The organism is Kitasatospora sp. NPDC058965, assembly GCF_042741245.1.
Classification (GTDB): domain Bacteria; phylum Actinomycetota; class Actinomycetes; order Streptomycetales; family Streptomycetaceae; genus Kitasatospora.
This window is the reverse complement of the sequence record NZ_JBHYKG010000129.1, coordinates 1-22,817: the sequence shown is the minus strand read 5'-3', so window position 1 is coordinate 22,817 and position 22,817 is coordinate 1. Positions and strand designations below refer to the sequence as shown.

Sequence of the window (22,817 nt, the reverse complement as noted above, 5' to 3'; positions counted from 1 at the left end):
CCGCACCACCCCCCGTCCGCACCCGCTCGGCGCCACCGGCACCGCCCTGGCCGGCGCCACCGGCCTGCTCGCCGCCGCGCTGGTGCCGTTCGCCGCCACCGCCGCGGCCGCGGACCCCGCCACCCCCTGCGGCAGCGGCGGCGTGCTCAGCACCGCCGCCCCCGGCTGCAGCTACACCGCCGCCGGCACGGACACCTTCACCGTGCCGGACGGGGTGAGCACGGTCAGCATCGACCTGTACGGCGCCGAGGGCGGCAGCGCGGCCGGATACGTGCGGCCCAACCCGCCCAACACCGGCGCGCCCGGCGGCCTCGGCGGCGAGTCCCGGGCCACCCTGGCCGTGACCCCCGGTCAGGTCCTGCAGCTCACGCTCGGCGCGGCGGGGGTCCCCGGCAGCTCGCGGCACGGCGAGTTCGCCCGCCCGGGCGGCTTCGGCCACGGCTCGGGCGGCGGCGGCGCGCACGGCGGCGGCGGCTCCGGCGGCGGGGCCTCCGACGTCCGGACCGGCGCCTTCGGTGCGGCCGACCGGGTGCTGGTCGCCGGCGGCGGGGGCGGCGCGGGCAACGGCGGTCCGCTGCTGCACGGCGGCGACGGCGGCGGTCCGGTCGGCCAGGACGGCGGGCAGGGCGGCGGCCCGGCCGGCTCCGGCGTGGCCGGCGGCGGCGGGTCCCAGACCGGCCCCGGCGCCGGCAGCCCCAACTCCGCGCTCGGCGGGCCGGGCACCCCCGGCGGTGACTACGACATGTGGACCAGCCTGTACAACCCGGGCAGCGGCGGCAGCGGCGGCAACGGTGCCGAGGGCGGCAACGGCGGCGGCGGGGGCGGCGGCGGCTGGTTCGGCGGGGCCGGCGGCTCGGGCGGCGGCAACCCGGGCAACCTCTACGGCGCGGGCGGCGGCGGGGGCAGCGGCTACGCGGCGCCCACCGCCACCGACGCGGCGCTGGTCCAGGGGGTGAACCACGGCAACGGCCGGGCCGTCGTCTCGTTCCGCTACGACAGCACCACGGCGCTCACCGCCGACACCACGGCGCCGCTGTTCGGACACCCCGTCAGCCTGACCGCGACGGTCACCGCGGCCAACCCCGCGGGCGGCACCCCGACCGGGTCGGTCACGTTCTTCGACGGCCCGGCGCCGCTCGCCACCGTGCCGCTCGACGGCGGGCGGGCCGTCCTGCGCACGGCCGGCCTGCAGCCGGGCGCCCACCCGATCACCGCGGTCTACGGCGGCGACCCGGACCTCACCCCGAGCGCCACCACCGGCCCGGCGGCCGTCACGGTCGGTTTCAGCGCGCCGTGCCTCACCACCGCGCACCACGGCCCGCTGGTGGTCGACGCCGACCAGGCGCTCTGCCTGGCCGCCGGCGGCACGCAGGACGGACCCGTCACCGTGCGCCCCGGCGGGGCGCTGGCCGTGCTCGGCGCGGGGCTGCACGGCCCGCTCGCGGCCGACGGCGCGCTCGCCCTCACCCTCTGCGACGCCACCCTGGACGGCCCGCTCGCCGTGCACGGCAGCACCGGAGCCGTCCGGCTCGGCGCCACCGGCACCGGCACCGGCACCGACTGCGGCGGCGACCAGCTGCACGGCCCGGTCACGCTCGACGCCAACACGGGCGGCGTCCAGCTCGCCGGCGGCACCCTCACCGGCCCGCTGCGCTGCACGGACAACACCCCCGCACCGGAGCTGGCCGACGAGACCACCTCCGGGCCGCGGTCCGGGCAGTGCCGGTAGCCGTACAGCGGGAGGGGCGGGGCCGGTGGGTCCGCTCCCGCGAGGCTCAGAAGTGGGTGGCGACCCCGAAGGCCCGGCGCAGCTGCGCCATGTCCTCGCGGTCGCACGGGCGCGGGTCGTAGCCCTGGTGGAAGTGGACCTGCTGCTCGACCGACAGGCACGGCACCGCCGTCCCCCGGACGGTACCGGTCACGAAGCAGGAGGCGGGGTAGGCGAAGGGCTGCCCGGGGTCCGGTGAGGCCTGGGTCGCGGAGCCGTCCGCGGCGAAGGCCAGCGGATGGAGGTCGAGCTCGCGACCGTGCCCGTCGGCGAGCACGAACCGCACCGGGCGCCAGTCCACCGTCTGCACGAAGCCGGCCGCGGCGAGCGCCGCCAGCACGGTCGGCTCCTGCTCCTGACGGTGCAGCAGGTCAAGGTCGCGGTGTTCACGGGTCTGCCGGCCGAGCAGCGCGTCGACGCCCCAGCCGCCGGCGATCCAGACCCGGGCGCCGGCGCCGCCCAGCAGGGCGAGGATCTCCAGCACGTCGTCAGCGGTCATCACCCGCGCAGGCTAGCCCCGGCCGCCTGCGCGGGCGACCGGTTTTCCCGCGCCCCGGGCGGTGTCGGGCTGGTGCACCGGGGCGGCGGGGGCCGCTCCGGTGCGGCGGGGCCGCTCCGGTGCGCCCGGGCGGCGGGCCCGCTCGGTCAGGTCCCGGAGGGCTGCGGCTCCCCCGCCTGCGCGTCCGGCGGTTCCGCCTCGTCCAGGAACCGCACCACCGCCAGTACGACGACCACGATCAGCACCAGCCAGAACACCACCCACCCGGTGGGGTACGACCAGAGCGCCAGCGTCAGCGCGCCCGCCCCCAGCACCACCCACATGATCCACCGCCGGAACCGGTGCACGAACGGCCCGACCGGCCCCAGCCGCAGCCCGGCGTTCTCCAGCGAGCCGCGGGTGGCGTCGATCGCGGACGTGCACACCCCGCGCACCCGGGACGCTTTGGCGCCCGGACCGGCCAGCCAGAAGCCGAGCCCGACCGCGATGCCCAGCACCACCACCGAGCGCACCGCCGTGCGCAGGAAGCGCACCAGCTGGTCGTAGACCGCCGCGGCCGCGGCCTGGTTCACGTCCGCCGGCAGTTTGTCCAGGTAGATCGCCCGGAACACGGTCAGCCCGATGCCCAGTACCAGGGCCCCGAACGCGATCCCGAAGGCGGCCGCGACCGCCGCCCGCCGCCAGCGCCGGGCCAGCCAGACACCGATCACCGCGCAGATCACGCCGATGACGGGCAGCCAGTTGCCGACCAGCTGCAGCAGCCGGAACCCGGTCTTCAGCTTGCCGATGTTCTGCGAGGTCACGACGGTGAAATCGGTGTGGATCTCCGGGATCCGCCCGGCCACCGTGATGCCGTCCGCCACCAGCTTCTGCTTGATCTGGTCGATCACCGGCGCCAGGTCGATCACCACGGCGTTCTGGGTCAGCTGCACCGCGCCGCCGCCCTCGCCGGTCAGCGCCTTGTTGACCGAGGCGTGGATCCGCCGGTTGGCGTCCTGCCAGAAGCCCTGGAACCAGTCGCTGGCGACGATCGACTTGGTCTCCTTCTGCACGAAGCTCGCCAGCGCGTTGTCGATCGGCCCGCTCAGCTTGCCCAGCGCCGCCTGCAGCTGGGGCCGGTTGTCCGGCACCACCTGGTCCAGCAGGCTGCCCACGTCCACCTGCTGCACCACCTGCTGCGCGGCCCGGTTGGCGATCGCGTCCTGCACGTCCGGGTTGGCGGCCAGCGGCCCCACCATCGCCACGTACCGGTCGGTGTCCCCGACGATGCTGGACGCCCAGGAGGCCACGATGGACAGCGGCGCCAGGATGCACGCGACCGTGATCAGCACGGCGGACAGCGTCGACTTCCACCACTTGCCGGGTGCCTGAAGCTCCTTCACCTGCGTCTGCAGCCGCCGCAGCTCGGCCTCGTCCGCCATGTCGACCGCCAGTCTGAGGTGAGGGGAGAGTGGTCATTTGACGTTCTATATGCTGTATTGCGGCTTTTCTCCCCGCAACCGCGCCTGAGCCGGTCGGGTCAGGCGCGGTGGCGGGTGCGCTGGAGACGGGCGCGCTGGAGACGGGCGCGGGACGGGCCACGGCGCCGGTCGGGACAATGGTCGGCATGGAACTGATCACGAGGGACATCGAGGTCGCCGACCCCGCGCTGGCGCGGGACGTCGCACCGCTGCTCCGGGCGCTGCGGCCGGCGCTGAGCGCCTCGGGCTTCGCCGAGTTCGCCGGAGAGGCGGCGGGCCAGGGACTGGTGTTCACCGCGGCCTACGACGAGCACGAGCGGTGCGTCGCGGTCGCCACCCACCGGGTGCTCGCGACCAGCCGCGGCCGTCTGCTGTTCGTCGAGGACCTCGTCACGGCGCCGGGCGCCCGCTCCGGCGGCGTGGGCGCCCGGCTGATGGCGGAGCTGGAAGCCCGGGCCCGCCGCGCGGGGTGCGTGCGCGTCGAGCTGGACTCCGGCGTGGCCAACCACGGCGCCCACCGCTTCTACCACGCCCGCCGGATGGCGATCGTCGCCCTGCACTTCGCGCTGGAGGTGCACCCGGGCTGAGCGGCACGGTCCGTCAGACCGTCAACTCCCTTGCGACCTGCGCGTTTAGCGGCTGTGCATCGGCCTGCGGCAGGCTCTCTCCCGGCTCGCGCTCGGCCGTCACCACAGGGAGCGCACCGGATCGAACGCGAAAGAGGAGCAGATGTCGACTGCCGCCGAGCCCGAGGGCAAGGTTTTCTCCCCCAATACGGGCCGGGCCGTGCCGGAGCGGGACGACTGGGCGGTCATGCCGGTCACCAAGGCGAAGCTGGACTACGCCCGCACCTTCCCCGCGGACTGGGAGGGGCAGTCGGCCCTGCACCACAAGATCTCCAAGGAGAAGCTGAGCTCCGTCGCGGAGCAGATCGCCCTGCTCCACAACTCCGAGACGAAGGCCCTGAAGAAGGCCGTCCAGGAATTCTGGGCACTCTGTTGCCGACTGGCCGGCCCCGAGGTGACGGCCGCGGTGATGGATGCGGAGCCGAGGAACAGTCCGCACCGACTGCTGTGGAACCTGCCGCTCAACGTCTCGATCGGTCCGCAGAGCCCGGTCACCGACCCCGGGCAGGCCTTCGACCCGGACACCGAGCCGGTCCCGCACACGCCGGGCCTGCGGCAGATGGACGCGGTCAGCACGGAGTTGGCGAAGCTGGAGGCGCTCTGGGACAAAGCCAGCCAGGCCAATGAGGGGCTGGGTGACTTCACCAACCACCAGCTCTGGACCCGGATGACCACGGCGCTCGGCACGGCGTACAAGGCGGCCGACGCGAAGTCCCGCGGCGGGCGCCTGCTCTACCCCCCGAAGTACGAGCAATGGCTCTGCGACGGCAAGCAGTTCCTGCGCAAGGGCCTGACCGACTACGTCGGCGTGGCCGAGGGCCAGCGGCGGTTCGCGGCGGCCCGGCGCAACGTCCCCTCGATCACCGCGTACAAGGGCTCGGCCAAGATCGTGGCCACCGGAGCGGCGAAGGGCATCTTGACCACCGAGGTGTCGGAAGGCGTCCTTCAGGACACCCCGGTGACCCTGACCCTGACCGTGACCGAGGGAACCGCCCACCACATCTGCGAGCGGCACACCTTCACCTTCTTCGACTTCCGGGGTACCTCCCGTCCGATCAACACGATCTGGGAGAAGGAGAGCTTCGCCGAGGTCACGGCGCTCGCCAACCAACTCGCCGCGCCCATCGCCAACCTGTGCCTCAAGCAGTTGCTGGTGCTGGGTACCGATGACCCGTACCAGTGGATGGGCGAGGACATCGAACTCAGCCTGCAGCCGGCCGGGGAGCACTGCGTCTACTTCCACGTGACGGTGGGCGAGGTGGACGTGGCGGAGCCGGTCAAGACCGGGAAGACGGTGGAACCGGGTCCCATCACGGTCACCGCCACGGTCAAGACCTTCGCCCCGAACGGCGCGAGCGGGCCGGGCTTCCTGCGCCAGGAGCTGGTCACCATCGGACAGGCGCTCGGCGCGTTCCTGCCGCAGTAGCCGTCGCGGCGCACGGAGACCCGGCGCGCCGCCGCGCGGCTCCCCCAGCCTTCGGCCGGAAGGCTCGGGGAGCCGCGCCCCGGCAACGCCGTTACGAGCGGGGCTGGTTAGCGTCCGCGTCGACGGCGGGGGCTGCGGCGGGGGCGGTGTCGAGCGACCGGCTCTCCTCCACCACGAGGTAGCCGGTGCTGGTGTAGAGGTTCATCGCGACGTCGTTGCCGCCGAACACGTTGAACATCAGCGCCTGGCCGCCGCCCGCCACCGTGGCCTGCTCGGACACCGCCATGGCGGCGCGGCCGAAGCCCCGGCCGCGGTGCTCCGGGTGTACCAGCACCGAGTAGAGGTAGCTGACGCCCGGCAGGTACCGGTGCCGCAGCCAGGCCACCCCGACCTCCACGCCCTCGGACTCGATCACCAGGATCGTGTTGTCCGGGGTCGCCAGTCCCTCGGGCAGCAGCTCGCGGTACTCCTGCTCGGCCTGCTTCAGGGCGTCCTCGAAGGTCCTCGACCCGGAGCGCGCGATGTCCTCGGCATACTCCCGCTGCTCGACGGCGGCCCAGTGCGGGTACTCCTCGGCGGTCATCGGCCGGGCCGTCACCCCGTCGGCCGGCCGGGCCGCCTCCCCGATCACCTTGGAGCGCAGCTGCGAGCGGACCGGATAGTCGGCGAACTCCGGGTCCGGCTCGGCCAGTCGTACCGCCACCCGGCTGGCCGCGTGCCGCTCGCACCAGGCGCGGGCCCACGCGTGGGCCGCCGTGCGGTGCTCGTCCTGACCGGGCTCGGTCCACAGGTCGACGATCCGTCCCATCGACCGGCCGCCCGGGTCGATCACGCCGACCACGACCTGGCCGACCCGGCGGCCGGCCGCGTCGAGGACCGCCGAGGCGGTCCATTCCTGGGTCAGGTCCAGGAGTTGGTCCGCCAGTTCGGCCGCGGCGGCGGGCGGCACACCGGTCGCCAGGTACGCGTCGACGGTACGCTGCCGGAACTGCGGGTACCAGTCGGCCGAGTTGCTCAGGGATACGAAGGAAGTCATTCGGGCAGGATAGGCGGCCGGGGCTGGGATCCGGATCAATTTCCGGTGCTCGCCCCGGTCTTGGGGACGGGGAGGCGGCGGGCAGGGGGCCCGGGCGGGTTGGCGCCGGGGCCGCCCCGCCCAACCGGCACCAACCCGCCCGACCGGAACACCTCCACGGCCGCCGCAGCCCGTCACAGGCTCCGGGCGGTGATGTCGCCGCGGTGGGTGGTGGCGCGGATGTCGAGCTCGACGGCGCCGTCGTTCTTCAGCGCGTTGCTGACCCGCCCGTACCCGGTGCCGGCGTCCAGGGCGGCCGACACCCCGGCGGCGGCGCCGACCGTGATGCTGCCGTCCTGGGTGCGGAGCACGACCGTGCCGCGCACGGCCTCGGCGATCCGGATGTCGCCCCGCGCGGTGGTGATCTCCGCCGGCCCGTTCAGCCGCCCGACCTCCACCCCGCCGTCGACCGCGGTCAGCCGCAGGCTCCCGGCCTCGTCGAGCTTGATCTGCCGGTACGCGCCCTCGAACGCGACGTCGCCGAGCCGCCCCACGCCGCGCAGCTCGCAGCTCGCGGTCTTCGCCTCGACCCGCGAGCCGGACGGGAGTTGGACCGTGACCTCGACGGCCCCGGACGGCCCGAAGTACTGGTTCTTGGGGTCGGCACTGCGGATCTGCAGGACCCCGTCGACGAAGGCCACGGCGACCTGCTCCGCCGCCTGCACGTCCCGCCCCTTGCCCGGGTTGACCGGCCGCACGTCCACGACCGTGTCGCCGCGGTCGGCCGCGACCAGCTGCACCCGCCCGGCGGGGATCGCGAGGGCGACGGTGATGGCGGCGGGGGTGTCGAACTTCTGCATGGTGCTCTCCTTGGTGGAGCGGCGCCCGGTGCGGCGCCGTGCGGTTTCTGATGACAGAAACGCTACGTTGCGTTCGAGCATCGGGCAACATGCTCGTTGCGCAAGAACAGCATCAATGCAGGTAGCTGCAGGGAAATCGTTGCATCAAAGGAAGAACTAACGCAACGTCAGCGATACCAGTTCGTTGCAATGACAGAGCAGTGAACGCTATGCCGCGGGATCGGGCACCGGCCCGACCCTCCCGCGGGAAACGACAGAGCGGCCCCCGGCCGCGGGGCCGGGAGCCGCTCCGAGGGGGACGGTCGCTCAGGCCTGCGCGGCGACCGCCCGGAGCATGGCCACGCGCGGCCACCGGTCCAGCCCGTGCCCCGTCTCCCGGGCCCGGATGTCCCGCAGGCCCGGACCGAGCAGCCGGTCGTCCAGCGGCCGGAACCCGCAGCGCGCGTAGTACGGCGCGTTCCACGGCACGTCGGCAAAGGTGGTGAGGGTCAGCGCAGGGATCCCCTCGGCCGCCGCCCGCTCGGCGAGACCGTCGATCAGCGCCCGCCCGATGCCCCGGCGGGCACTGTCCGGGTGCACGGAAACCTGCTCGACGTGCAGGTTGCCGTCGACGTGCTCGGCCACCAGGTAGCCCACCGGCCGGTCCGCACCGTCCACCGCGACCCACGCCAGCCCCGCCTGCCGGTAGCGGGCGAGTTCGTCGAGCGGCAGCGGCTCGTCGTCCGCGATCTCGGGCATGCCGATGTCGCGGAAGCACCACCCGGCAGCTCTCTCGATGTCCTGGAGGAGGATCAGCTCGTCGGTCCGGACTTCTCGCATGCGCATGGCCACATTCTCCAGCGGCGGCCGCACCGCGCCGACGATGCCATGCCGCGCCGCTGCCTCGGACGGCGGGAGCAGGCCCGGACTTTCCTTGGAGCGTCGGGTGCGGCAGATTACCGCCATGATCGTTTTGAAGGTGCTGCTCCTCCTGGTCCCGATGTCGTCCTGGGCCCTGATGACCCGCAGGAGGAAGATCGGGTGGGTGGCCGGCAGCCTGGTGGCCGTGGCCGCCGTGGCGGAGCTGGCGTTGGCGATGCAGTGGATCACCGTCGAGGAGAGGTACACCCTGCTCGTGGCGCTCGCGCTCGCCACCACCCTCGCCCTGCTGGTGGTGGCCCCGGTCGAGCTGCGCAGGCCGATTCGCGCCCGGCAGGTCTTCGGCCTGCTCCTCGCGGTCGGCTACGGCGTCGCGGCGCTCGGCATGGGCTTCATGCTCGCTTTCACGGAGCCCGACTTCCGCCCCGCCGCCGCCGAAGTCTTGCCCCTGCCGACCGGGCTGGCCGTGGTCGACAACCGTGACGAAGGGTGCGACCACACCGGCCTCCACAACGACTGCGCGCGGGAGATACGCGTGCGGAGCACGACGGGGGCCCCGGACGGCGAGCTGCAGCAGCAGGTGCGGGACTACCTGACGCAGCAGCGCGGGTGGCACATCGAGGTGGTGTTCGGAGACTGGCACGGTTGCCACGAGGAGGGCCGGATGCTCGACCGGCACGAAGTGTGCGTCACCGTCAGGAGCGACCAGGGCGAGGCTGTCATGGATCTGGACGCCGACAACTACGACGAGCCCTAGCTGCCAGACCGCTGCGACGGTTCGGCGGAGAAGACCTTCACCTCCGCTCGACTGCACGGCCTCCTGGCGCACTCCCGTGCCGGCGAAGGCCGAACGTGACCCCGGAGGCCATAGTCCCGATCGGCCATGAACACGCTCTGGTTGGAGTAATGCGGAGCGCCCGGGCGCCGACGGGGTCTCATGGAGTCGGTGGAGCGCATACAAACCAGTAGGTCCTCCCCCGGACCCCCGCCCACCTCCCACCCGTGAGCCGTCCCACCGAAGGAGCCACCATGGCAACCACCGTGACCACCCCCCTCGACAGCCCTACCGTCGTCAGCACGGAGAACGGGACCCTGACCTTCTACACGTACACCACCGTGCCCTCTTCGACGGACCGGGCCACCATGGATGCTGCCGCATTCATCGCGCAGGCGGTTCCGACGACTCCCACTGCACGCCCCGGAGACCCGATCTCCGACGTCATCAGCGCGGTCGGGGTCGGGGCGCAGATCGTCGGCACGGTCTTCCAGGCCGGGCAGTTCGGGCTCGGCATCGCCAATACGGCGAGGGCCTACCAGAACCCGACAACCCCCAACAACCCCACCAGCCCCACGCAAGTTCAGCAGGGTGTGGCGACGATCGTCCTCACCAACAACGCCCTGTTTCCGCTGGGGTTCAGCACCGTCAAGGCCACCGAGTGCGTGCTGACCCAGGCGCCGACTGTGCTCACCACTGGCCAGTCCGGCAACGTGCTGCTGACCCGGAACGTACCCCTGGATGGTTCCTCCTCGGTGGAAGTCAGTCTCGAGATCGGCGACGGCGACGGCGGCAACATCTTGGTAGTCATGACCTTCAACTACAGCGCGACCGACACAGTGTGGACCCTGCAGATGAGCGTCGACGGATCCGGGTTCTTCACCTTCCCGGCGGCCGCAGCACTGACCGGCTGCACCTTCGCCCCCAACCCGAATGTCCAGGCCAACTTCTCGATCTTCTTCGCGCCGATCCAAGCCGCCAGCGGTTCGATGCAGGTCATGGTCTACCCGTACTCGGGCGCCGGCAACTGAGGGCGTGGCGGTGAACCAGGTGGTGTTCGGTGGGGTGGGGCCGTATGTGCCTCGAACGTCTTGCTGGTCATCGAGCTACGGACCGGTTCATCACCACGCTCTCACTCATGTCGAGATCACCACGCCGTGAGCCCTGTCACCAACCTCCGTGGTCAGTCCACCTGGCGCCGCGTCGGGCGGTAGACCGAGGCCACGGCGGGCTGTCCGGTGTAGTTGGGTCCGGCCCCGGGGTCCGCGCCGAGATAGGTGAAGGGCAGGCTGACGTTCCGTCGGCCGCGCAGCGTGAGCAGGTGGCGGCGTGGCTGGTACGCGAACCCCGCGGCCCGCAGGGCGGCCAGCGCGGGGCGGGCCAGGCTGGTGCCCGCAGGGCCGCGCAGGGCCGTGGGGTCGAACTGGGCGAGCAGCAGCCCGTCGGCGGTGAGCCAGTCGGCCGCACGGGCGAGCAGCGCGAGCTTGTCGCCCAGGTAGTGCAGGCCGTGCACGCAGGTGATCAGGTCGTAGCGGCGGCCGGGGGCCCAGTCGGCGAGCGAGGCGGTGACCAGCTCGACGTCGGCCGGCACCGGGCGCGGGACGACCGGGCCGACCAGGTCCACCCCGGTGAGGACCGCCTGCGGCAGCCGGGCCGCGGCGGCGAGCAGCGCGAGCCCCTCACCGCTGCACAGGTCGAGCCACGCCTGCGGGCCCGCCCGCTCGGCCAACCACCCCGCCGGGTCCAGTCCGAGCTCGCGGGCATAGCTGTTGACGCCGGTCAGCCCGCGCGCCCGGTTCATCGTCCGGTTGGCGACGACGGGCGACTGCGCCAGCTCCTCGTCCCCCCACAGGCTCATTCGGCGCCCGCCAGCCGGAAGGCGGCCCGCCGGCGCCAGACGTCGCCGTCGTGCACGAGGAGTTCGACCTCCGCGACGTGTGCGGTCACCGGCAGCCCGGACGCGACGGCGGCCTCGACCTCCGCCCCCGCACGGTGACCCACCGTCAGGTGCGGGACGAGGTCGGCGTGCCGGCCGCCGAACGGCGGGCACTCGGGCCAGCGCTCGGCGACCACCCGGGTCAGCGCGAGGAAACCGGTGGCGGAGTCGGGGGCCAGGTAGAGGATGCCGGGGAACCGGCCGCAGCGGGCGAAGCGCACGGCGAAGGCGGGTTGCGTGCCGACCAGCGCGGCGAGCTCGTCCAGTGCCGCGCCGTCGAGCCGGTGCGCGGGCAGGAACGGGAAGAGCACCGTCACGTGCGCGGGCACGCCCGCCGCGGCCGCCGGGTCGTACCGGGCGCGCCACCGGCCCACCAGCGGCTCCGCCTCCGGCACCCGCACGATCAGCGCGCTCTGCCCCTGCGCGAACCGCTCCCCGCTCACCGACGCCCCCGCAGCGCCCTGACCGCCAGGCCGGCTCCCGCGCCCAGGGCGAGCAGCAGCGCCGACCCGAGCAGGGTCAGCAGTCCCGCGCCCAGCAGGACGGCGCCGGGACCGCTCTCGCCGTCCGGCGCATCGGCGCCGGTCCTCGGGTCCAGCGCCACCGCGACGGCGGCACCGGCCGTCAGCAGCCCCGCACCCACCGGCACCGAGAGTCCGATCGGCCCCCAGGCCCGCCGGTACCCGAGCAGCGCACCCCACCCGACGGTCCAGGCGAGCGCCGCGCCGATCAGCCACGCACCGGTGGTGTTGTCGCGCGGGTCGACCGCGAACGGCACCCACGCGACCAGCAGTGCGACCCAGACGATCGCGTACAGCACCAGCCAAGCCCCCGAACGACCGCTCTCCCGCCCCATGGGGATCATGCTGCCACGGCCGCCGCCCGGTCAGGCCCGCAGGGCCCGGACCAGCCAGGCGCCGGTGCGCAGGTGGACCCCGTCCGGGCGCGCGTACGCCGCCAGCGCGGTGGTGAACGCCGCCCGCACCGCACGCTCGTCGCCGACCAGGCCCAGCAGGTGCTGCCCCGGCCCCGAGCCCAGCAGCAGGTCGGCGGCCTGCTCGGCGTCATGGCCGAACGTGGCGGGCGCGACGGCGGACTCGACCTCGATCCGCTCGAAGCCCGCCGCGCCGAGGGTCTGCCGGATCACCGCCGGGTCGGCCAGCGAGAACATGCCCGGCCCGTCGACCACCCCCGCCTGCTGCGGCGCGACGGCGAGGGCGGCGCTCACCTCGGCGTACAGCCGCACCCACTCGCTGGACGCCGGCTCGGCCATGCAGACGAAGGCGAGCCGGCCGCCCGGTCGCAACGCGCGCCCGACGTTGCCGAACGCGGCGACCGGATCGGCGAAGAACATGATCCCGAACCGGCTGATCGCCGCGTCGAAGCCACCGTCGGGCAGCGGGTGCACCTGCGCGTCGCCCTGCACGAAGTCGACGTTCGCCAGGCCCTCCGCGGCCGCCGCCTGCCGGGCCGCGGCGAGCATCGGCCCGGACAGGTCGAGCCCCAGCGCCGATCCGCGGTGGGCGGCGCGGGCGGCGAGGCGGGTGGTCTGACCGGCCCCGCAGCCGATGTCGAGCACCCGGTCCGCGGGCCCGATCCCGGCGGCCGCGAGCAGCGGCGCGTTGAAGCCCTGGTTCACCGCGTTCCAGCGGTCCTGGTGCTCGCTCCAGTGCCGGCCCTCGGCGCCGTTCCAGGCCTCGGACTGCACGGTGTTGACGATCTCGGTCATCGGTCTGCCCCTCCGGACCACTGGTATGGGCGATCGCCCATACCTCTAAAGTATGAGCGAACGCCCATACTGGCAACCCCTGGCCCGCCAGCCCGATCTCCGGAGGCCCCGATGTCCCCACGCGGCGTACCGACCCCCGACGTCCGCGAGCGCCTGTTCGCCGCCGCGGAACGGGTGCTGGCCCGCGAGGGGTCGGCCGGCCTGACCAACCGCGCCGTCACCGAGGAGGCGGACTGCGCGAAGGGCCTGCTCTACAACCACTTCGCCGACCTGGACGACTTCGTGGCCCAGCTGGTCCTGGACCGCTTCGCGCGGATCGCGGCGGCGGTCGCCCCGCTGCCGGAGCGGGCCGGCCGGGGCGGGGTGCACGAGAACCTCGCGGACGCGGCCCTCGTCCTGCTCGGCACCAACGGTCCGGCGATCGCCGCCGCGGCCATCTCCCGCTCCGACGTCGCCGACCGGGTCCGCACCGCCTGGGCGGCCGGCGCGCCGGGTCCGGGCAGCGTCGAGGCTGCGATGACGGGGTACCTGACGCGCGAGCAGGAGCTGGGCCGGGTCCCGGCGGGCGCCGACGGCCCGATGCTGGCCCTGGCGATCACGGGCACGGTGCACCACCTGCTGATGCACGGCGGGCAGCCGCCGGCCGAGGGCCGGGAGCTGATCCACCGTCTGGTGGCCGCACTGGTGCCGCTCGCCTGAGCGTGTCGTGCTGCCTCCGGTGCCCGGCTCGGGGCGTTCGCGCTGGTCACCCGGATGGGGATCTTCCTGACACGGCGACGGCCTCCGATGCGCGCTGTGCGATGTCGAGTCGCACAGCGGGTACGGAGGCCGTTGGTGTCGAGCGTGGTCCAGAAAGCCGATCGCCGGCAGGCGAGCGCAGAACTGTCGTCCTCGCGGACGGAGTTGCACGCGGCGATGCCCTGCCGCGCGGACGCCCTGTTCGAACTCGGCGCCGCGAGCCCGGTTCCGGGGCGGGCTCGCTTGCGGTGCGATCTCGGTTTCGGCGCGGGCTCAGTTGCCGTGGGATGCGCGGCTCAGCTCGGGTGGCCGTCGCCCCAGCCGTAGCCGTCGAGCGCGACCGCGTGGGTCGAAGCGCCGGAGGACTGGGCGGACGGCGCCGACACGGCGGCGCCGGCACCGGCACCGGCACCAATGGCGATCAGGGCAACGAGCAGGGCAGCGGTGAAGCGCGGCACGACAGACTCCATCTGCGCAGCAGGGACGGGGAAGTGTTCGGAGGTCCGGCGCCCGCTGGGCGCCACCCCTTCCGACGTGAGAAATCCTGGCAGGCCCCGGGCGCCCCGTCACTGGCACAGCACGTGCACGAAGATGCCTGGCACCATCAGGCCAGCGCACCACCCGCGACCCACGGGCACAGCACCCACCCGACGCCCCGTCAGCACCGCTCGTACTTCTCACAGCGTCGCTCAGCCGGTGGTGCCGACAGCCCGCCCGAGCTGAAGCTGAGACCGGGACGACGTCGCAGGTGGGGCGGCGGGCGAACGCGGCGGCCGTCGGTCGCACCTCGGGCTCCGGACCGGCGGCGCGCCGTGAATACTGGGTCCCATGGACATCCATCGCCCTTGGCAGGACCTGATCCTGCACCAGTTCCGCCGGGTCCGCGCCGACCTGCTCGACCTGCTCGACGGGGCCCGGCCGGCGGAGCTGGACCGGCAGGTGCTGCCCGGGACCAACAGCACGGGCTGGCTCGCCTGGCACATCGCGCGCGGGCAGGACCGGAACCTCTCGGAGCTGGTGGGAGTGGAGCAGCTCTGGGTGGCGCAGGGGTGGGCCGAGCAGTTCGGGCGGGCGGCGGATCCGGCGGACACCGGGTTCGGGCACTCCGCCGAGGCGGCCGCCGCCTTCCGCAGCCCCTCCGTCGAGCTGCTGCTCGCCTACCACGGAGCGGCGCACGCACTGGCGGAGCGTTACCTGCGCACCGCCCCCGACGACGACCTGCACCGCGCGGTGACCAGCCCGACCCTCGGGAACACCCACACCGTGGCGGAGCGCCTGACCGGCCAGCTGCACGACAGCGTCGCGCACACGGGGCAGATCGGGCTGCTGCTGGGAAGGTGACGGGCGGCGCCGCGACCGGGCGGGCCCTGGGTTCGGCCGGGACAGTGCGCCCGGGTTCGTGGAGGTGTCAGGTCCATGGGGTGGTACGGGATGTGGGGGTTGCTGCCGGTGCGGCCCGAGACGGTCGAGCGGTACGGTCCGCTGCTGCGGTCCGCCATCGACGAGGAGCGGCAACTGCCGGCCTCCCGGGAGTTGCTGCGGGAGTGGCACGCACGGGGCAGCGGCCGGTGGGCCTGCGACGCCTTCACCGAGGCCGCCGGACCGGGTGCGCTGGACGGGCGGATCGAGGTCGTCTACGAGGCCTGGGAAGCCGGCCGGGACGACGGCGAGCCGCGAGTGGTGGTGCTGTGCAGGAAGGCGTTCCCGGCCGCCGCCCTGGCGTACGCGATGGGTCCGCAGCGCTTCTCGCTGCTGCCCGGCTGGTTCGGGGACCTCGTCCTCACCCCCGCCCAGGTCCGCGCGAGCCTGCCCCGGGTGGAGCGGGCCTTCACCTGGACCGCCGCCGAACGCGCGGACGCCGAACGCCTGCTGACCGAGGCCCTGCGGGGCGATCCGGACCGCGCGGACCTCGACGCCCTGCTCGACGGCGTCCCCCCGGTCTGGCGCGCCGCGGCCCGGGGCGGGTTCGGGCTGCTGGGCGCCCAGCTGCTGCCGTCCTGAGCGGGCGCGCCGGGTGCGGCGGAAGTCGGCGGGGTCGATTTCCGATGCCCCGCACTGAGGCGCCGTCAGGGGAGATACTGGACGAACCAGAGCGAAGGACCGGGGGGTCACCGTGAAGCCGCTGCTGTACCTGGACGTTGACGGTCCGCTGAACCCGTACGCCGCTCCGCTGTTCGACCGGCCGTTGGACGGGTTCACGGTGATCGAGGTGCCGCACGAGCCTGAGCCGTTGCGGGTCTGGCTGGATCCGCGGCACGGGGCGGAGCTGTTGCGGCTGGAGTACGACCTCTGCTGGGGCACCACGTGGATGGCCGGGGCCAACGAGTGGATCGCGCCGGTGGTGGGGTTGCCGAGGCTGCCGTACGTGGACTTCTCGGCGGTGCTCTTCCAGGAGCGGCCGGACGGTGTGCACTGGAAGACGCAGGTCCTGGTCGAGCATGCCGCCGGGCGCCCGTTCGCCTGGGTGGACGACGAGCTGGGGCCCGCGGACGAGGCGTTCGTGGCCGCGCACCACCCGGGGGCGGCGCTGCTGCACTACGTGAGCCCGCTGAAGGGGCTGCGCGAGGAGGACTTCGCTGCGCTGGCCGCCTTTGCCGACAGCTTGCCGGGCCCCGCGGTCCAGCCGCCCGAGGGGCCGGGCGGGCGCTGAGCGTCGCGGAACGGAGGACCGGGCTTGAGGAGGTGCCGGGGGTCGCCGACGGCCGAGGAGAGGCCGACAGGAGGCCCCTCCCGGGCCGAAGGCTCGGGCGGGGGGCGGCACGGTGAGGGCGCCTGACGAGAGGCCGGCACGAGGCCGCCTCTCGTCCCCGGCCCCAGGCCCGTGCGCACCGCCACCGCACTCGCACAACGCCCTCGCCCACCGCACTCCCCCGCCGCGCTCCCGAGGGTGCGCCCTACCGCCGCGGCCCCGCCAGCGCCTCTGCCGCCGCGACGCCCGAGGCCGTGGTCGCGCCGTGGGTGAGGATGTGCACCGCTCCCGGGGTCTCGCCGGACGGGAAGCCCATCTCCACCACCACCGCGTCGGGGCGGGCGTGGACCAGCTCCGCGAGCGCACCGCTCATCCACTCGTGGCGGGCGGCGTCGCGCACGACCACCACCAGGGGGCGGCCGGCGGCAGGCTGCAGGGCCGGCTCGGCCAGCACCCCGGCCCGGCCGTCGAACTGGTCGGCGTGCAGCCTGGCGAAGGTCGTTCCCGGCAGCCGCTCGCGCAGCGGGGCGGCCACGCCCCACGGGGTCTCGGCGCCGATCGCGAGGTTGGTGGTCGGCACCAGCTCGACCACGTGCGGGGCGGCGCGCAGCGGCAGCAGTTCGTCGGCGAGCCCGCTGATCCGCAGCGCCCGGCGCGCGGCCGCGAAGCCGATGTCGCCCCGGATCGCGCTGACCGGCACCCGCCGGGCGTGCGCGGTGGACCAGGCCGCGAACGCCCGCACCCGCTCGACGGCCTCGCGCAGCCGCTCCTCCGCCAGCTCGCCCGACGCGACGGCGTCGACCAGTGCGCCCGACAGCAGCTCGACCGTCCCCTCGTCGGCGCTCTCGCCGCCCACGCAGACGGCGTCGGCACCCGCGGCCACCGCGCCCACGGTGGCGCCGTCGATGCCGTAGCGGTCGGCGACCGCGCCCATCTCGATGCCGTCGGTGACCACCAGCCCGTCGAAGCCGAGCTCCTTGCGCAGCAGGTCCTCGATCAGGATCCGGCTCAGCGTCGCCGGGTGCTTGCGGTCGTAGGCGGGGACCAGCAGGTGCCCGGTCATCACGACCCGCACGCCCGCCGCCAGGGCGGCGCGGAACGGCGGCAGCGAAGTGGCCACGATCTCCTCGACGGTGGCGTCGTAGCTGGGCAGTCCGTGGTGCGAGTCGACCGCCGTGTCGCCGTGGCCCGGGAAGTGCTTGGCGCACGCGGCCACGCCCGCCGCCTGCAGGCCGCGGATCCACGCGGCGGTGTGCCGGGCCACCAGGTCGGAGGCGGTGCCGAAGGAGCGCAGGCCGATGACGGGGTTGCGCGGGTTGGAGTTGACGTCGGCGCTCGGCGCGTAGTCCAGGCTGACCCCGGCGGCGTGCAGCTCCCGGCCGATGTCGCGGGCGACCGCCTCGGTGAGCTCCACGTCGTCGACCGCACCGAGCGCGAAGTTCCCGGGCCGGGTGGAGCCGGTCCAGCCCTCCAACCGGGTGACGTCGCCCGCCTCCTCGTCGATCGCGATGATCAGTTCCGGGTTCTCGGCCCGCAGTTGCGCGCAGAGCCGGGCCACCTGCGCCGGCGCGGCGATGTTGCGGGAGAAGAGCACGACGGACGACAGGCCGTCACCGATGGCCCGCAGCACCCAGTCCGGCGCCTCGGTGCCGACGAATCCGGGCTGGAGGACCGAGAGGGCGAGGCGCCGGAGCTCGGGGTCGGTCTGGGTGGGCCTGCTGAGGGTCATCGACTGGACCTTCCGGGGTCAGAGCCGTCTGCGTCGATCGCACGGGTCGGCATTGGTACATACCAATGGAGGGATGTTGGTATAGACCAAGTGGGGTGTCAAGGGTGCCCGCGCCGACCGGTCGGCCCGGGCGACCCCGCCCCGAGCAGGGGTGACCCCTCCTCAAGTAGGGCGCCCGGCAGCGCCCGTGGACGCAGCGGGGCCCCGAACGCGTTCCGCTCGCGTCCGGGGCCCCGCTGCCGGCTGCTCGACTACTCGGCCACTCAGGTGGTGTAGTCGGCGTTGATCTTCACGTACCCCTCGGTCAGGTCGCAGCCGTAGACGGTGAACGCCCCGCCCGCGATGCCGAGTTCGACCCCGATCACGACCTCGTCCGACGCCAGGTGCCGACTGGCCGCGGCCAGCAGTTCCTCGGTCGAGGGCGCCGGGTACACCTCCAGCTCGCCGAAGTGGATCCGGACCAGGTCCGGGTCGATGTCCGTCTCCTGGTGCAGCTTGCCGATGGCCATCGCCACCCGGCCCCAGTTCGGGTCGGCGCCGTGCACGGCCGTCTTGACCAGCGGCGAGTTCACGATCGCCTTGGCGACCCGCTTGGCCTGCGCGTCGTCCCGGGCGCCGGTCACCCGCACCTCGATGAGCTTGGTGGCGCCCTCGCCGTCGCAGGCGATCTCCCGCACCAGGTGCAGGGCCGCGCGGTGCAGCGCCTGCTCGAACTCCGCCAGGTCGACCGGGCCGGCCAGCCCGTTGGCGAAGACGGCAGCGGTGTCGCTGGTCGAGGTGTCGGTGTCGATGCTCAGCGCGTTGAACGTGCGGTCCATCACCCGACGGAACATCGCGTCCAGCTCGGCCGCGGGGATCTCCGCGTCGGTGAAGAAGAAGGTCAGCAGCGTCGCCATGTTGGGCTCGATCATGCCGACGCCCTTGGCGACGGCCGTCAGCACCGCGTCGCCGCAGGTCACGGTGGTCTGCTTGGACCGGGTGTCGGTGGTCATGATCGCCCGGGCGGTGGCCGCGAAGTCGGCCTCGCCCAACGGCCGGGCCAGTCCGGCCACCCCGGCCCGGATCCGCTCCATCGGGTACCGGCGGCCGATCACCCCGGTCGAGGCGACCAGCAGCTCCGCGGGCTCGACCCCGGCCAGCTCGGCCGCCAGCCGCCGCAGCTCCACGGCGTCCTCGACCCCGCCCGCCCCGTTGGCCACGTTGGCGTTGCCGGAGACGGTGACCATGCCGCGACTGCCGTGCAGCGGCGCATCCGCCCGGCTGAGCGTCACGCTCGGCCCGGCGAACCGCGACTGGGTGAACACGGCCGCCGACGTCGCGGGCACCTCGGAGACCACGACCGCGAAGTCGGCCGCACTCTCCTTGACTCCCAGGTGAGCGGTGACACCCCGGAAACCCCGGGGGAAGGTGGCTGGCATGACTGACCCTTCCATTGCATGACTATGAAGAAAGCAGCATAGCCATAAGTTCCACGCCGGCGGCGAATTTCTCCCCGGGTTCGTGTAAGGATCACCGCGCCACCCGCTCTCTCCGGACACCGACGCAGTGCCGATCCCGAGGAGCCCTCCTGTGACCGTCGTTCCACTCGACCCCGCTTCGCCCGCCTCGCACGCCGTGGGGCTCGACTTCGACCAGACCTTGGTGGCCCACGACGACGGGTGGCAGGACGGTCGGATCTACGGGAAGCCGATCCCGGGGGCGATCGAGGCGGTGCACGCGCTGGTGGAGGTGCGGGCGGTGTTCGTGGTGACGGCGCGGCCGCGGCGGTTCCACCCTGCGGTCGCCCAGTGGCTGGGGCAGCACACGGGGTTGGACACCCTGGTGGACGTCGATCCGGACCGCGCGTACTGGCTGGAGCGGCGCAGGCTGCTGGTGACCAACAAGAAGCTGGGGGCCGCGCTGTACGTGGACGACCGGGCGCTGCGCTTCGAGGGCGACTGGACCACCACGCTGGCCCAGGCCCGGCACGCCATCGGCCTCGGCGCGCAGCCGCGCTGCTGACGGCCGGACCGGCGCGCTGCCGGCGGTGCCGACGGCCGGACCGGCGCGCTGCTGGCGGGGCTGACGGCCGGTTCGACGAGCGCCCCGTCAGCCGCCGATCTCGCCCGCCAGCGTGCGCAACCAGGGTCCTCCGAAGGCGGGTTCGGCGGCCAGCGTGCGCACCACCCGGCGGCGGACGGCCGGTGTGCGCCCCGCCGCGACCAGCGCGACGGCCGTGGCCAGCGCGCGGGTCGGGGCCTCGCCCCGGGCCGGCGCGGTCACGGTCTCGTCCCGCCAGCGCGACGGCGGGAACGAGGGCGCGGTCTTCGGCTGGTAGTCCCCCAGCAGGCTCCAGACCCGCGGATCGAGCGAGACGTTCCGCACCCCGCGGGCCGGCAACTCGGCGGTCCACGCCTGGTGCTGCTGCCAGCGCCAGGTCTTCGGGCTGGTCCGGGTGCGCGACGTGATGCCCAGGTAGCGCAGCTTGCGGCGGATCACCGGCCACGGTTCGCGCGACTCGGCGATCCAGTCGCGCAGCACGGTGTGCAGCGTGGTGAAGGTCCGCCCGGCCCAGACCAGGTCGACCAGGACCAGCGGACGCTCGCGCCGGGCCAGGTCGCGCGGGGCGAACCCGGCGGCACCCAAGTGGTCGCGCAACAGCGCGAGTTCCCGCTGCGAGAAGTCGAGCCGGGGGCAGGAGAGCGGCAGTCGGGCCAGCCGGGAGGCCCAGGCGGTCCCGGTCAGCACCCCGCCGAGCAGGTCGAACACGCTGTCCGCGGAGCGCCCGACGAACCGCAGCTCGGCATCCCCGCCGCGGGCCAGCACCTTGGCCGCACAGTCCGTCAACTCCTCCAGGTACCAGAGGTTCGGCGCGTCGGCCCCGTCCAGCAGGGTGCCGAGGCGGTCCGGGCGGAGCAGGTCCCAGCGGTGCGGGCGGGGCGGGTGCGGCATGCCCCCAGTGGAGCACCCCCGCCCGCACGGCGCACCCGGGTTTCCCCGCGCGCGAACCGGTGCACCAATTCCGTCCGCACCGTTGACGCCATTGAAGTGGGCATGGCAGCTTCGAGCGGCCCGGGTGCACACACCAGACGTGCGCCCGGCCGACCCCCACAAGGAGACCCATGTTCAAGGGACTTGCCGCCGCGCTCGGCGCCGCGGCGATAGTCGCGGGAACGTTGACGTTCACGGCCGCCCCCGCCCACGCGGCCGCCGCAGGCGACCTGACCTCGACGATCGCGCTGGACGACTGCTCGGCCTCGCTGGTGCGCTTCCCCACGTCGCAGAACACCGACCGGGCGATGATGCTCACCAACGGCCACTGCCTGCCCACGATGCCCGACTACGGCACCGTGATCCAGAACGCCCCCGCGAGCCGCAGCGGCACGCTGCTGAGCTCCAGCGGCGCCGCCCTCGGCACGGTCAACGCCGACAAGGTGCTGTACGCGACCATGACCGGCACCGACGTGACGCTCTACGAGCTGACCGACACCTTCGCCTCGATCACCAGCAAGTACGGGGCGACCGCGCTGACCATCAGCAGCAGCCACCCCGTGGACGGCTCGGCGATGTTCATCCCGTCCGGCTACTGGAAGCAGGTGTGGAACTGCTCGGTCAACGGGTTCGTGCCCACCCTGCGCGAGGACCAGTGGACCTGGCACGACTCGATCCGCTACAACCTCGCCTGCAACACCACGCACGGCACCTCCGGCTCCCCCGTCGTCGACGCCACCAGCCGCCAGGTGGTCGGCATCAACAACACCGGCAACGACGACGGCCAGATGTGCACCCTGAACAACCCGTGCGAGGTGGCCGCCGACGGCTCGACCACGGAGACCAAGGGCCAGAGCTACGGCGAGGAGACCTACTGGTTCACCACCTGCCTGACCGCCAACCGCACCATCGACCTGAGCATCAGCGGCTGCCTGCTCACCAAGCCGGGCGGCACCAGCACCGTCACGGTCAGCAACCCGGGCGCGCAGAGCACCGTGGTGGGCAGCGCCGCCAACCTCCAGCTCACCGCGACCGGCGGCACCGCCCCGCTCACCTGGTCCGCGACCGGCCTGCCCGCCGGACTGACCGTCAGCTCCGCCGGCCTGATCACCGGCACGCCGACCGCGGCCGGCACCTCCAACGTCACGGTGACCGCCACCGACGCCACCGGCGCGACCAGCTCCGCCACCTTCACCTGGACCGTCACCGCCGTCGGCACCGGCTGCACCCCGGCCCAACTGCTCGGCAACCCGGGCTTCGAGACCGGCACCGCCGCCCCGTGGACCGCGAGCAGCGGCGTGGTCGACAACTCCAGCAGCGAGGCGGCCCACGCCGGTTCGTGGAAGGCCTGGCTGGACGGCTACGGCAGCAGCCACACCGACACGCTGTCCCAGACCGTCACCATCCCGACCGGCTGCAAGGCGACGCTGAGCTACTGGCTGCACATCGACACCGCGGAGACCGGCAGCACCGCCTACGACAAGCTCACCGTGACGGCCAACGGCACCACGGTGGCGAGCTACTCCAACGTCAACGCGGCCGCCGGCTACGCCCAGCACACCGTCGACCTGTCCGGCTACGCCGGGCAGAGCGTGACGGTGAAGTTCACCGGCACCGAGGACTCCTCGCTGCAGACCAGCTTCGTGCTGGACGACACGGCGCTGCAGACCAGCTGAACAGCGGCCGACTGACCGGGTGACCGCCTGACCCGGCTGCGACCGTCCGAACCCGGCCGGGCC

23 protein-coding genes and 2 pseudogenes are annotated in these 22,817 nt (G+C 73.6%); 12 read left to right on the top strand and 13 right to left on the bottom strand.

The features are described from left to right. Positions 1–1,729, top strand: a 1,729-nt coding sequence (locus ACFW1A_RS21545; RefSeq protein ID WP_380410736.1) for an Ig-like domain-containing protein, incomplete at its 5' end; no start/stop codon positions are given. A 46-nt stretch (positions 1,730–1,775) separates the two neighbouring features. Here ACFW1A_RS21545 and ACFW1A_RS21540 read toward each other — a convergent pair. Then, entirely contained in the window at positions 1,776–2,267 is a 492-nt protein-coding gene (locus ACFW1A_RS21540) for a nucleotidyltransferase domain-containing protein (RefSeq protein WP_380410737.1), read from the bottom strand. A gap of 146 nt (positions 2,268–2,413) precedes the next feature. Further along, complete coding sequence (locus ACFW1A_RS21535) at positions 2,414–3,688, bottom strand: hypothetical protein (RefSeq protein WP_380410735.1); 1,275 nt, start codon at positions 3,686–3,688, stop codon at positions 2,414–2,416. Between the two features lie 185 nt (positions 3,689–3,873). Here ACFW1A_RS21535 and ACFW1A_RS21530 point away from each other — a divergent pair, with 185 nt between their 5' ends. Both ACFW1A_RS21530 and ACFW1A_RS21525 read left to right on the top strand, forming a co-directional pair. Further along, positions 3,874–4,314, top strand: coding sequence for a GNAT family N-acetyltransferase (locus ACFW1A_RS21530; protein ID WP_380410734.1), 441 nt, complete (start codon positions 3,874–3,876; stop codon positions 4,312–4,314). 142 nt (positions 4,315–4,456) lie between these two features. Continuing rightward, positions 4,457–5,779, top strand: a complete 1,323-nt coding sequence (locus ACFW1A_RS21525) for a hypothetical protein (RefSeq protein WP_380410733.1) — start codon at positions 4,457–4,459, stop codon at positions 5,777–5,779. Between the two features lie 91 nt (positions 5,780–5,870). Here ACFW1A_RS21525 and ACFW1A_RS21520 read toward each other — a convergent pair whose 3' ends face one another. The 3 genes from ACFW1A_RS21520 to ACFW1A_RS21510 form a co-directional block, all read right to left on the bottom strand. Beyond that, positions 5,871–6,815 (bottom strand): GNAT family N-acetyltransferase, encoded by a 945-nt coding sequence (locus ACFW1A_RS21520; protein ID WP_380410732.1) that lies wholly within the window; start codon positions 6,813–6,815, stop codon positions 5,871–5,873. Between the two features lie 173 nt (positions 6,816–6,988). After that, the gene (locus tag ACFW1A_RS21515) at positions 6,989–7,654 is read right to left on the bottom strand and encodes a DUF4097 family beta strand repeat-containing protein (RefSeq protein WP_380410731.1); all 666 of its coding nucleotides are present in this window, start codon (positions 7,652–7,654) and stop codon (positions 6,989–6,991) included. Positions 7,655–7,960: 306 nt separating this feature from the next. After that, complete coding sequence (locus ACFW1A_RS21510) at positions 7,961–8,479, bottom strand: GNAT family N-acetyltransferase (RefSeq protein ID WP_380410730.1); 519 nt, start codon at positions 8,477–8,479, stop codon at positions 7,961–7,963. Between the two features lie 118 nt (positions 8,480–8,597). On the opposite strand from ACFW1A_RS21510, the gene ACFW1A_RS21505 reads away from it, so the two are divergent. Together ACFW1A_RS21505 and ACFW1A_RS21500 are read left to right on the top strand one after the other, a co-directional pair. Next, a complete protein-coding gene (locus ACFW1A_RS21505) occupies positions 8,598–9,269 on the top strand; it encodes a hypothetical protein (RefSeq protein WP_380410729.1) in 672 nt (223 codons plus the stop codon). Between the two features lie 272 nt (positions 9,270–9,541). Further along, the gene (locus ACFW1A_RS21500) at positions 9,542–10,318 is read left to right on the top strand and encodes a hypothetical protein (RefSeq protein WP_380410728.1); all 777 of its coding nucleotides are present in this window, start codon (positions 9,542–9,544) and stop codon (positions 10,316–10,318) included. Between the two features lie 152 nt (positions 10,319–10,470). Here ACFW1A_RS21500 and ACFW1A_RS21495 read toward each other — a convergent pair whose 3' ends face one another. From ACFW1A_RS21495 to ACFW1A_RS21480, 4 genes are read right to left on the bottom strand one after another with little or no spacing between them, the layout of a single operon-like run. Further along, positions 10,471–11,145 (bottom strand): class I SAM-dependent methyltransferase, encoded by a 675-nt coding sequence (locus tag ACFW1A_RS21495; RefSeq protein ID WP_380410727.1) that lies wholly within the window; start codon positions 11,143–11,145, stop codon positions 10,471–10,473. Next, positions 11,142–11,666, bottom strand: coding sequence for a 2'-5' RNA ligase family protein (locus ACFW1A_RS21490; protein ID WP_380410726.1), 525 nt, complete (start codon positions 11,664–11,666; stop codon positions 11,142–11,144). Before ACFW1A_RS21490 ends, ACFW1A_RS21495 begins: the two co-directional genes overlap by 4 nt. After that, a complete protein-coding gene (locus ACFW1A_RS21485; RefSeq protein WP_380410725.1) occupies positions 11,663–12,079 on the bottom strand; it encodes a hypothetical protein in 417 nt (138 codons plus the stop codon). The genes ACFW1A_RS21490 and ACFW1A_RS21485 overlap by 4 nt, the downstream gene beginning before the upstream one ends. A gap of 30 nt (positions 12,080–12,109) precedes the next feature. Further along, complete coding sequence (locus tag ACFW1A_RS21480; RefSeq protein WP_380410724.1) at positions 12,110–12,952, bottom strand: class I SAM-dependent methyltransferase; 843 nt, start codon at positions 12,950–12,952, stop codon at positions 12,110–12,112. 111 nt (positions 12,953–13,063) lie between these two features. Between ACFW1A_RS21480 and ACFW1A_RS21475 the strand changes: the two genes are divergently transcribed. Beyond that, positions 13,064–13,651 carry a TetR family transcriptional regulator gene (locus ACFW1A_RS21475; protein ID WP_380410723.1) on the top strand — a complete coding sequence of 196 codons (588 nt, stop codon included), beginning with the start codon at positions 13,064–13,066 and terminating at the stop codon, positions 13,649–13,651. A gap of 335 nt (positions 13,652–13,986) precedes the next feature. Here the strand turns inward: ACFW1A_RS21475 and ACFW1A_RS21470 are convergent, their stop codons facing one another. Further along, the gene (locus ACFW1A_RS21470) at positions 13,987–14,160 is read right to left on the bottom strand and encodes a hypothetical protein (protein ID WP_380410722.1); all 174 of its coding nucleotides are present in this window, start codon (positions 14,158–14,160) and stop codon (positions 13,987–13,989) included. Positions 14,161–14,518: 358 nt separating this feature from the next. Here ACFW1A_RS21470 and ACFW1A_RS21465 point away from each other — a divergent pair, with 358 nt between their 5' ends. The 3 genes from ACFW1A_RS21465 to ACFW1A_RS21455 all read left to right on the top strand — a co-directional run bounded on the left by ACFW1A_RS21465 (position 14,519) and on the right by ACFW1A_RS21455 (position 16,340). After that, positions 14,519–15,031 carry a DinB family protein gene (locus ACFW1A_RS21465; protein WP_380410721.1) on the top strand — a complete coding sequence of 171 codons (513 nt, stop codon included), beginning with the start codon at positions 14,519–14,521 and terminating at the stop codon, positions 15,029–15,031. A gap of 75 nt (positions 15,032–15,106) precedes the next feature. After that, the gene (locus ACFW1A_RS21460) at positions 15,107–15,691 is read left to right on the top strand and encodes a hypothetical protein (protein WP_380410720.1); all 585 of its coding nucleotides are present in this window, start codon (positions 15,107–15,109) and stop codon (positions 15,689–15,691) included. A 112-nt stretch (positions 15,692–15,803) separates the two neighbouring features. Continuing rightward, positions 15,804–16,340, top strand: a complete 537-nt coding sequence (locus ACFW1A_RS21455) for a hypothetical protein (protein WP_380410719.1) — start codon at positions 15,804–15,806, stop codon at positions 16,338–16,340. 244 nt (positions 16,341–16,584) lie between these two features. Here ACFW1A_RS21455 and ACFW1A_RS21450 read toward each other — a convergent pair whose 3' ends face one another. Beyond that, positions 16,585–18,108: a glycoside hydrolase family 3 protein gene (locus tag ACFW1A_RS21450; RefSeq protein ID WP_380410718.1), complete on the bottom strand. Its 1,524-nt coding sequence runs from the start codon at positions 18,106–18,108 to the stop codon at positions 16,585–16,587. 263 nt (positions 18,109–18,371) lie between these two features. Next, positions 18,372–19,526 (bottom strand): bifunctional glutamate N-acetyltransferase/amino-acid acetyltransferase ArgJ, encoded by a 1,155-nt coding sequence (gene argJ / locus ACFW1A_RS21445; RefSeq protein ID WP_380410717.1) that lies wholly within the window; start codon positions 19,524–19,526, stop codon positions 18,372–18,374. A 151-nt stretch (positions 19,527–19,677) separates the two neighbouring features. Between argJ and ACFW1A_RS21440 the strand changes: the two genes are divergently transcribed. Next, positions 19,678–20,109 (top strand): hypothetical protein, encoded by a 432-nt coding sequence (locus ACFW1A_RS21440; protein WP_380410716.1) that lies wholly within the window; start codon positions 19,678–19,680, stop codon positions 20,107–20,109. A gap of 87 nt (positions 20,110–20,196) precedes the next feature. On the opposite strand, the gene ACFW1A_RS21435 is transcribed toward ACFW1A_RS21440, so the two are convergent. Next, positions 20,197–21,039 carry a hypothetical protein gene (locus tag ACFW1A_RS21435; protein ID WP_380410715.1) on the bottom strand — a complete coding sequence of 281 codons (843 nt, stop codon included), beginning with the start codon at positions 21,037–21,039 and terminating at the stop codon, positions 20,197–20,199. Between the two features lie 170 nt (positions 21,040–21,209). Here ACFW1A_RS21435 and ACFW1A_RS21430 point away from each other — a divergent pair. Both ACFW1A_RS21430 and ACFW1A_RS21425 read left to right on the top strand, forming a co-directional pair. Further along, positions 21,210–21,827 (top strand): annotated as a pseudogene (locus tag ACFW1A_RS21430) (trypsin-like peptidase domain-containing protein); the annotation flags it as partial. Between the two features lie 207 nt (positions 21,828–22,034). After that, positions 22,035–22,754: pseudogene (locus tag ACFW1A_RS21425) on the top strand (putative Ig domain-containing protein); the annotation flags it as partial. Positions 22,755–22,817: the final 63 nt, after the last annotated feature.

Coding starts and splice junctions, on each gene's coding strand:
- ACFW1A_RS21540 (WP_380410737.1), bottom strand. CDS start 2,267: ATGACCGCTGACGACGTGCTGGAGATCCTCGCCCTGCTGGGCGGCGCC.
- ACFW1A_RS21535 (WP_380410735.1), bottom strand. CDS start 3,688: ATGGCGGACGAGGCCGAGCTGCGGCGGCTGCAGACGCAGGTGAAGGAG.
- ACFW1A_RS21530 (WP_380410734.1), top strand. CDS start 3,874: ATGGAACTGATCACGAGGGACATCGAGGTCGCCGACCCCGCGCTGGCG.
- ACFW1A_RS21525 (WP_380410733.1), top strand. CDS start 4,457: ATGTCGACTGCCGCCGAGCCCGAGGGCAAGGTTTTCTCCCCCAATACG.
- ACFW1A_RS21520 (WP_380410732.1), bottom strand. CDS start 6,815: ATGACTTCCTTCGTATCCCTGAGCAACTCGGCCGACTGGTACCCGCAG.
- ACFW1A_RS21515 (WP_380410731.1), bottom strand. CDS start 7,654: ATGCAGAAGTTCGACACCCCCGCCGCCATCACCGTCGCCCTCGCGATC.
- ACFW1A_RS21510 (WP_380410730.1), bottom strand. CDS start 8,479: ATGCGCATGCGAGAAGTCCGGACCGACGAGCTGATCCTCCTCCAGGAC.
- ACFW1A_RS21505 (WP_380410729.1), top strand. CDS start 8,598: ATGATCGTTTTGAAGGTGCTGCTCCTCCTGGTCCCGATGTCGTCCTGG.
- ACFW1A_RS21500 (WP_380410728.1), top strand. CDS start 9,542: ATGGCAACCACCGTGACCACCCCCCTCGACAGCCCTACCGTCGTCAGC.
- ACFW1A_RS21495 (WP_380410727.1), bottom strand. CDS start 11,145: ATGAGCCTGTGGGGGGACGAGGAGCTGGCGCAGTCGCCCGTCGTCGCC.
- ACFW1A_RS21485 (WP_380410725.1), bottom strand. CDS start 12,079: ATGGGGCGGGAGAGCGGTCGTTCGGGGGCTTGGCTGGTGCTGTACGCG.
- ACFW1A_RS21480 (WP_380410724.1), bottom strand. CDS start 12,952: ATGACCGAGATCGTCAACACCGTGCAGTCCGAGGCCTGGAACGGCGCC.
- ACFW1A_RS21475 (WP_380410723.1), top strand. CDS start 13,064: ATGTCCCCACGCGGCGTACCGACCCCCGACGTCCGCGAGCGCCTGTTC.
- ACFW1A_RS21470 (WP_380410722.1), bottom strand. CDS start 14,160: ATGGAGTCTGTCGTGCCGCGCTTCACCGCTGCCCTGCTCGTTGCCCTG.
- ACFW1A_RS21465 (WP_380410721.1), top strand. CDS start 14,519: ATGGACATCCATCGCCCTTGGCAGGACCTGATCCTGCACCAGTTCCGC.
- ACFW1A_RS21460 (WP_380410720.1), top strand. CDS start 15,107: ATGGGGTGGTACGGGATGTGGGGGTTGCTGCCGGTGCGGCCCGAGACG.
- ACFW1A_RS21450 (WP_380410718.1), bottom strand. CDS start 18,108: ATGACCCTCAGCAGGCCCACCCAGACCGACCCCGAGCTCCGGCGCCTC.
- argJ (WP_380410717.1), bottom strand. CDS start 19,526: ATGCCAGCCACCTTCCCCCGGGGTTTCCGGGGTGTCACCGCTCACCTG.
- ACFW1A_RS21435 (WP_380410715.1), bottom strand. CDS start 21,039: ATGCCGCACCCGCCCCGCCCGCACCGCTGGGACCTGCTCCGCCCGGAC.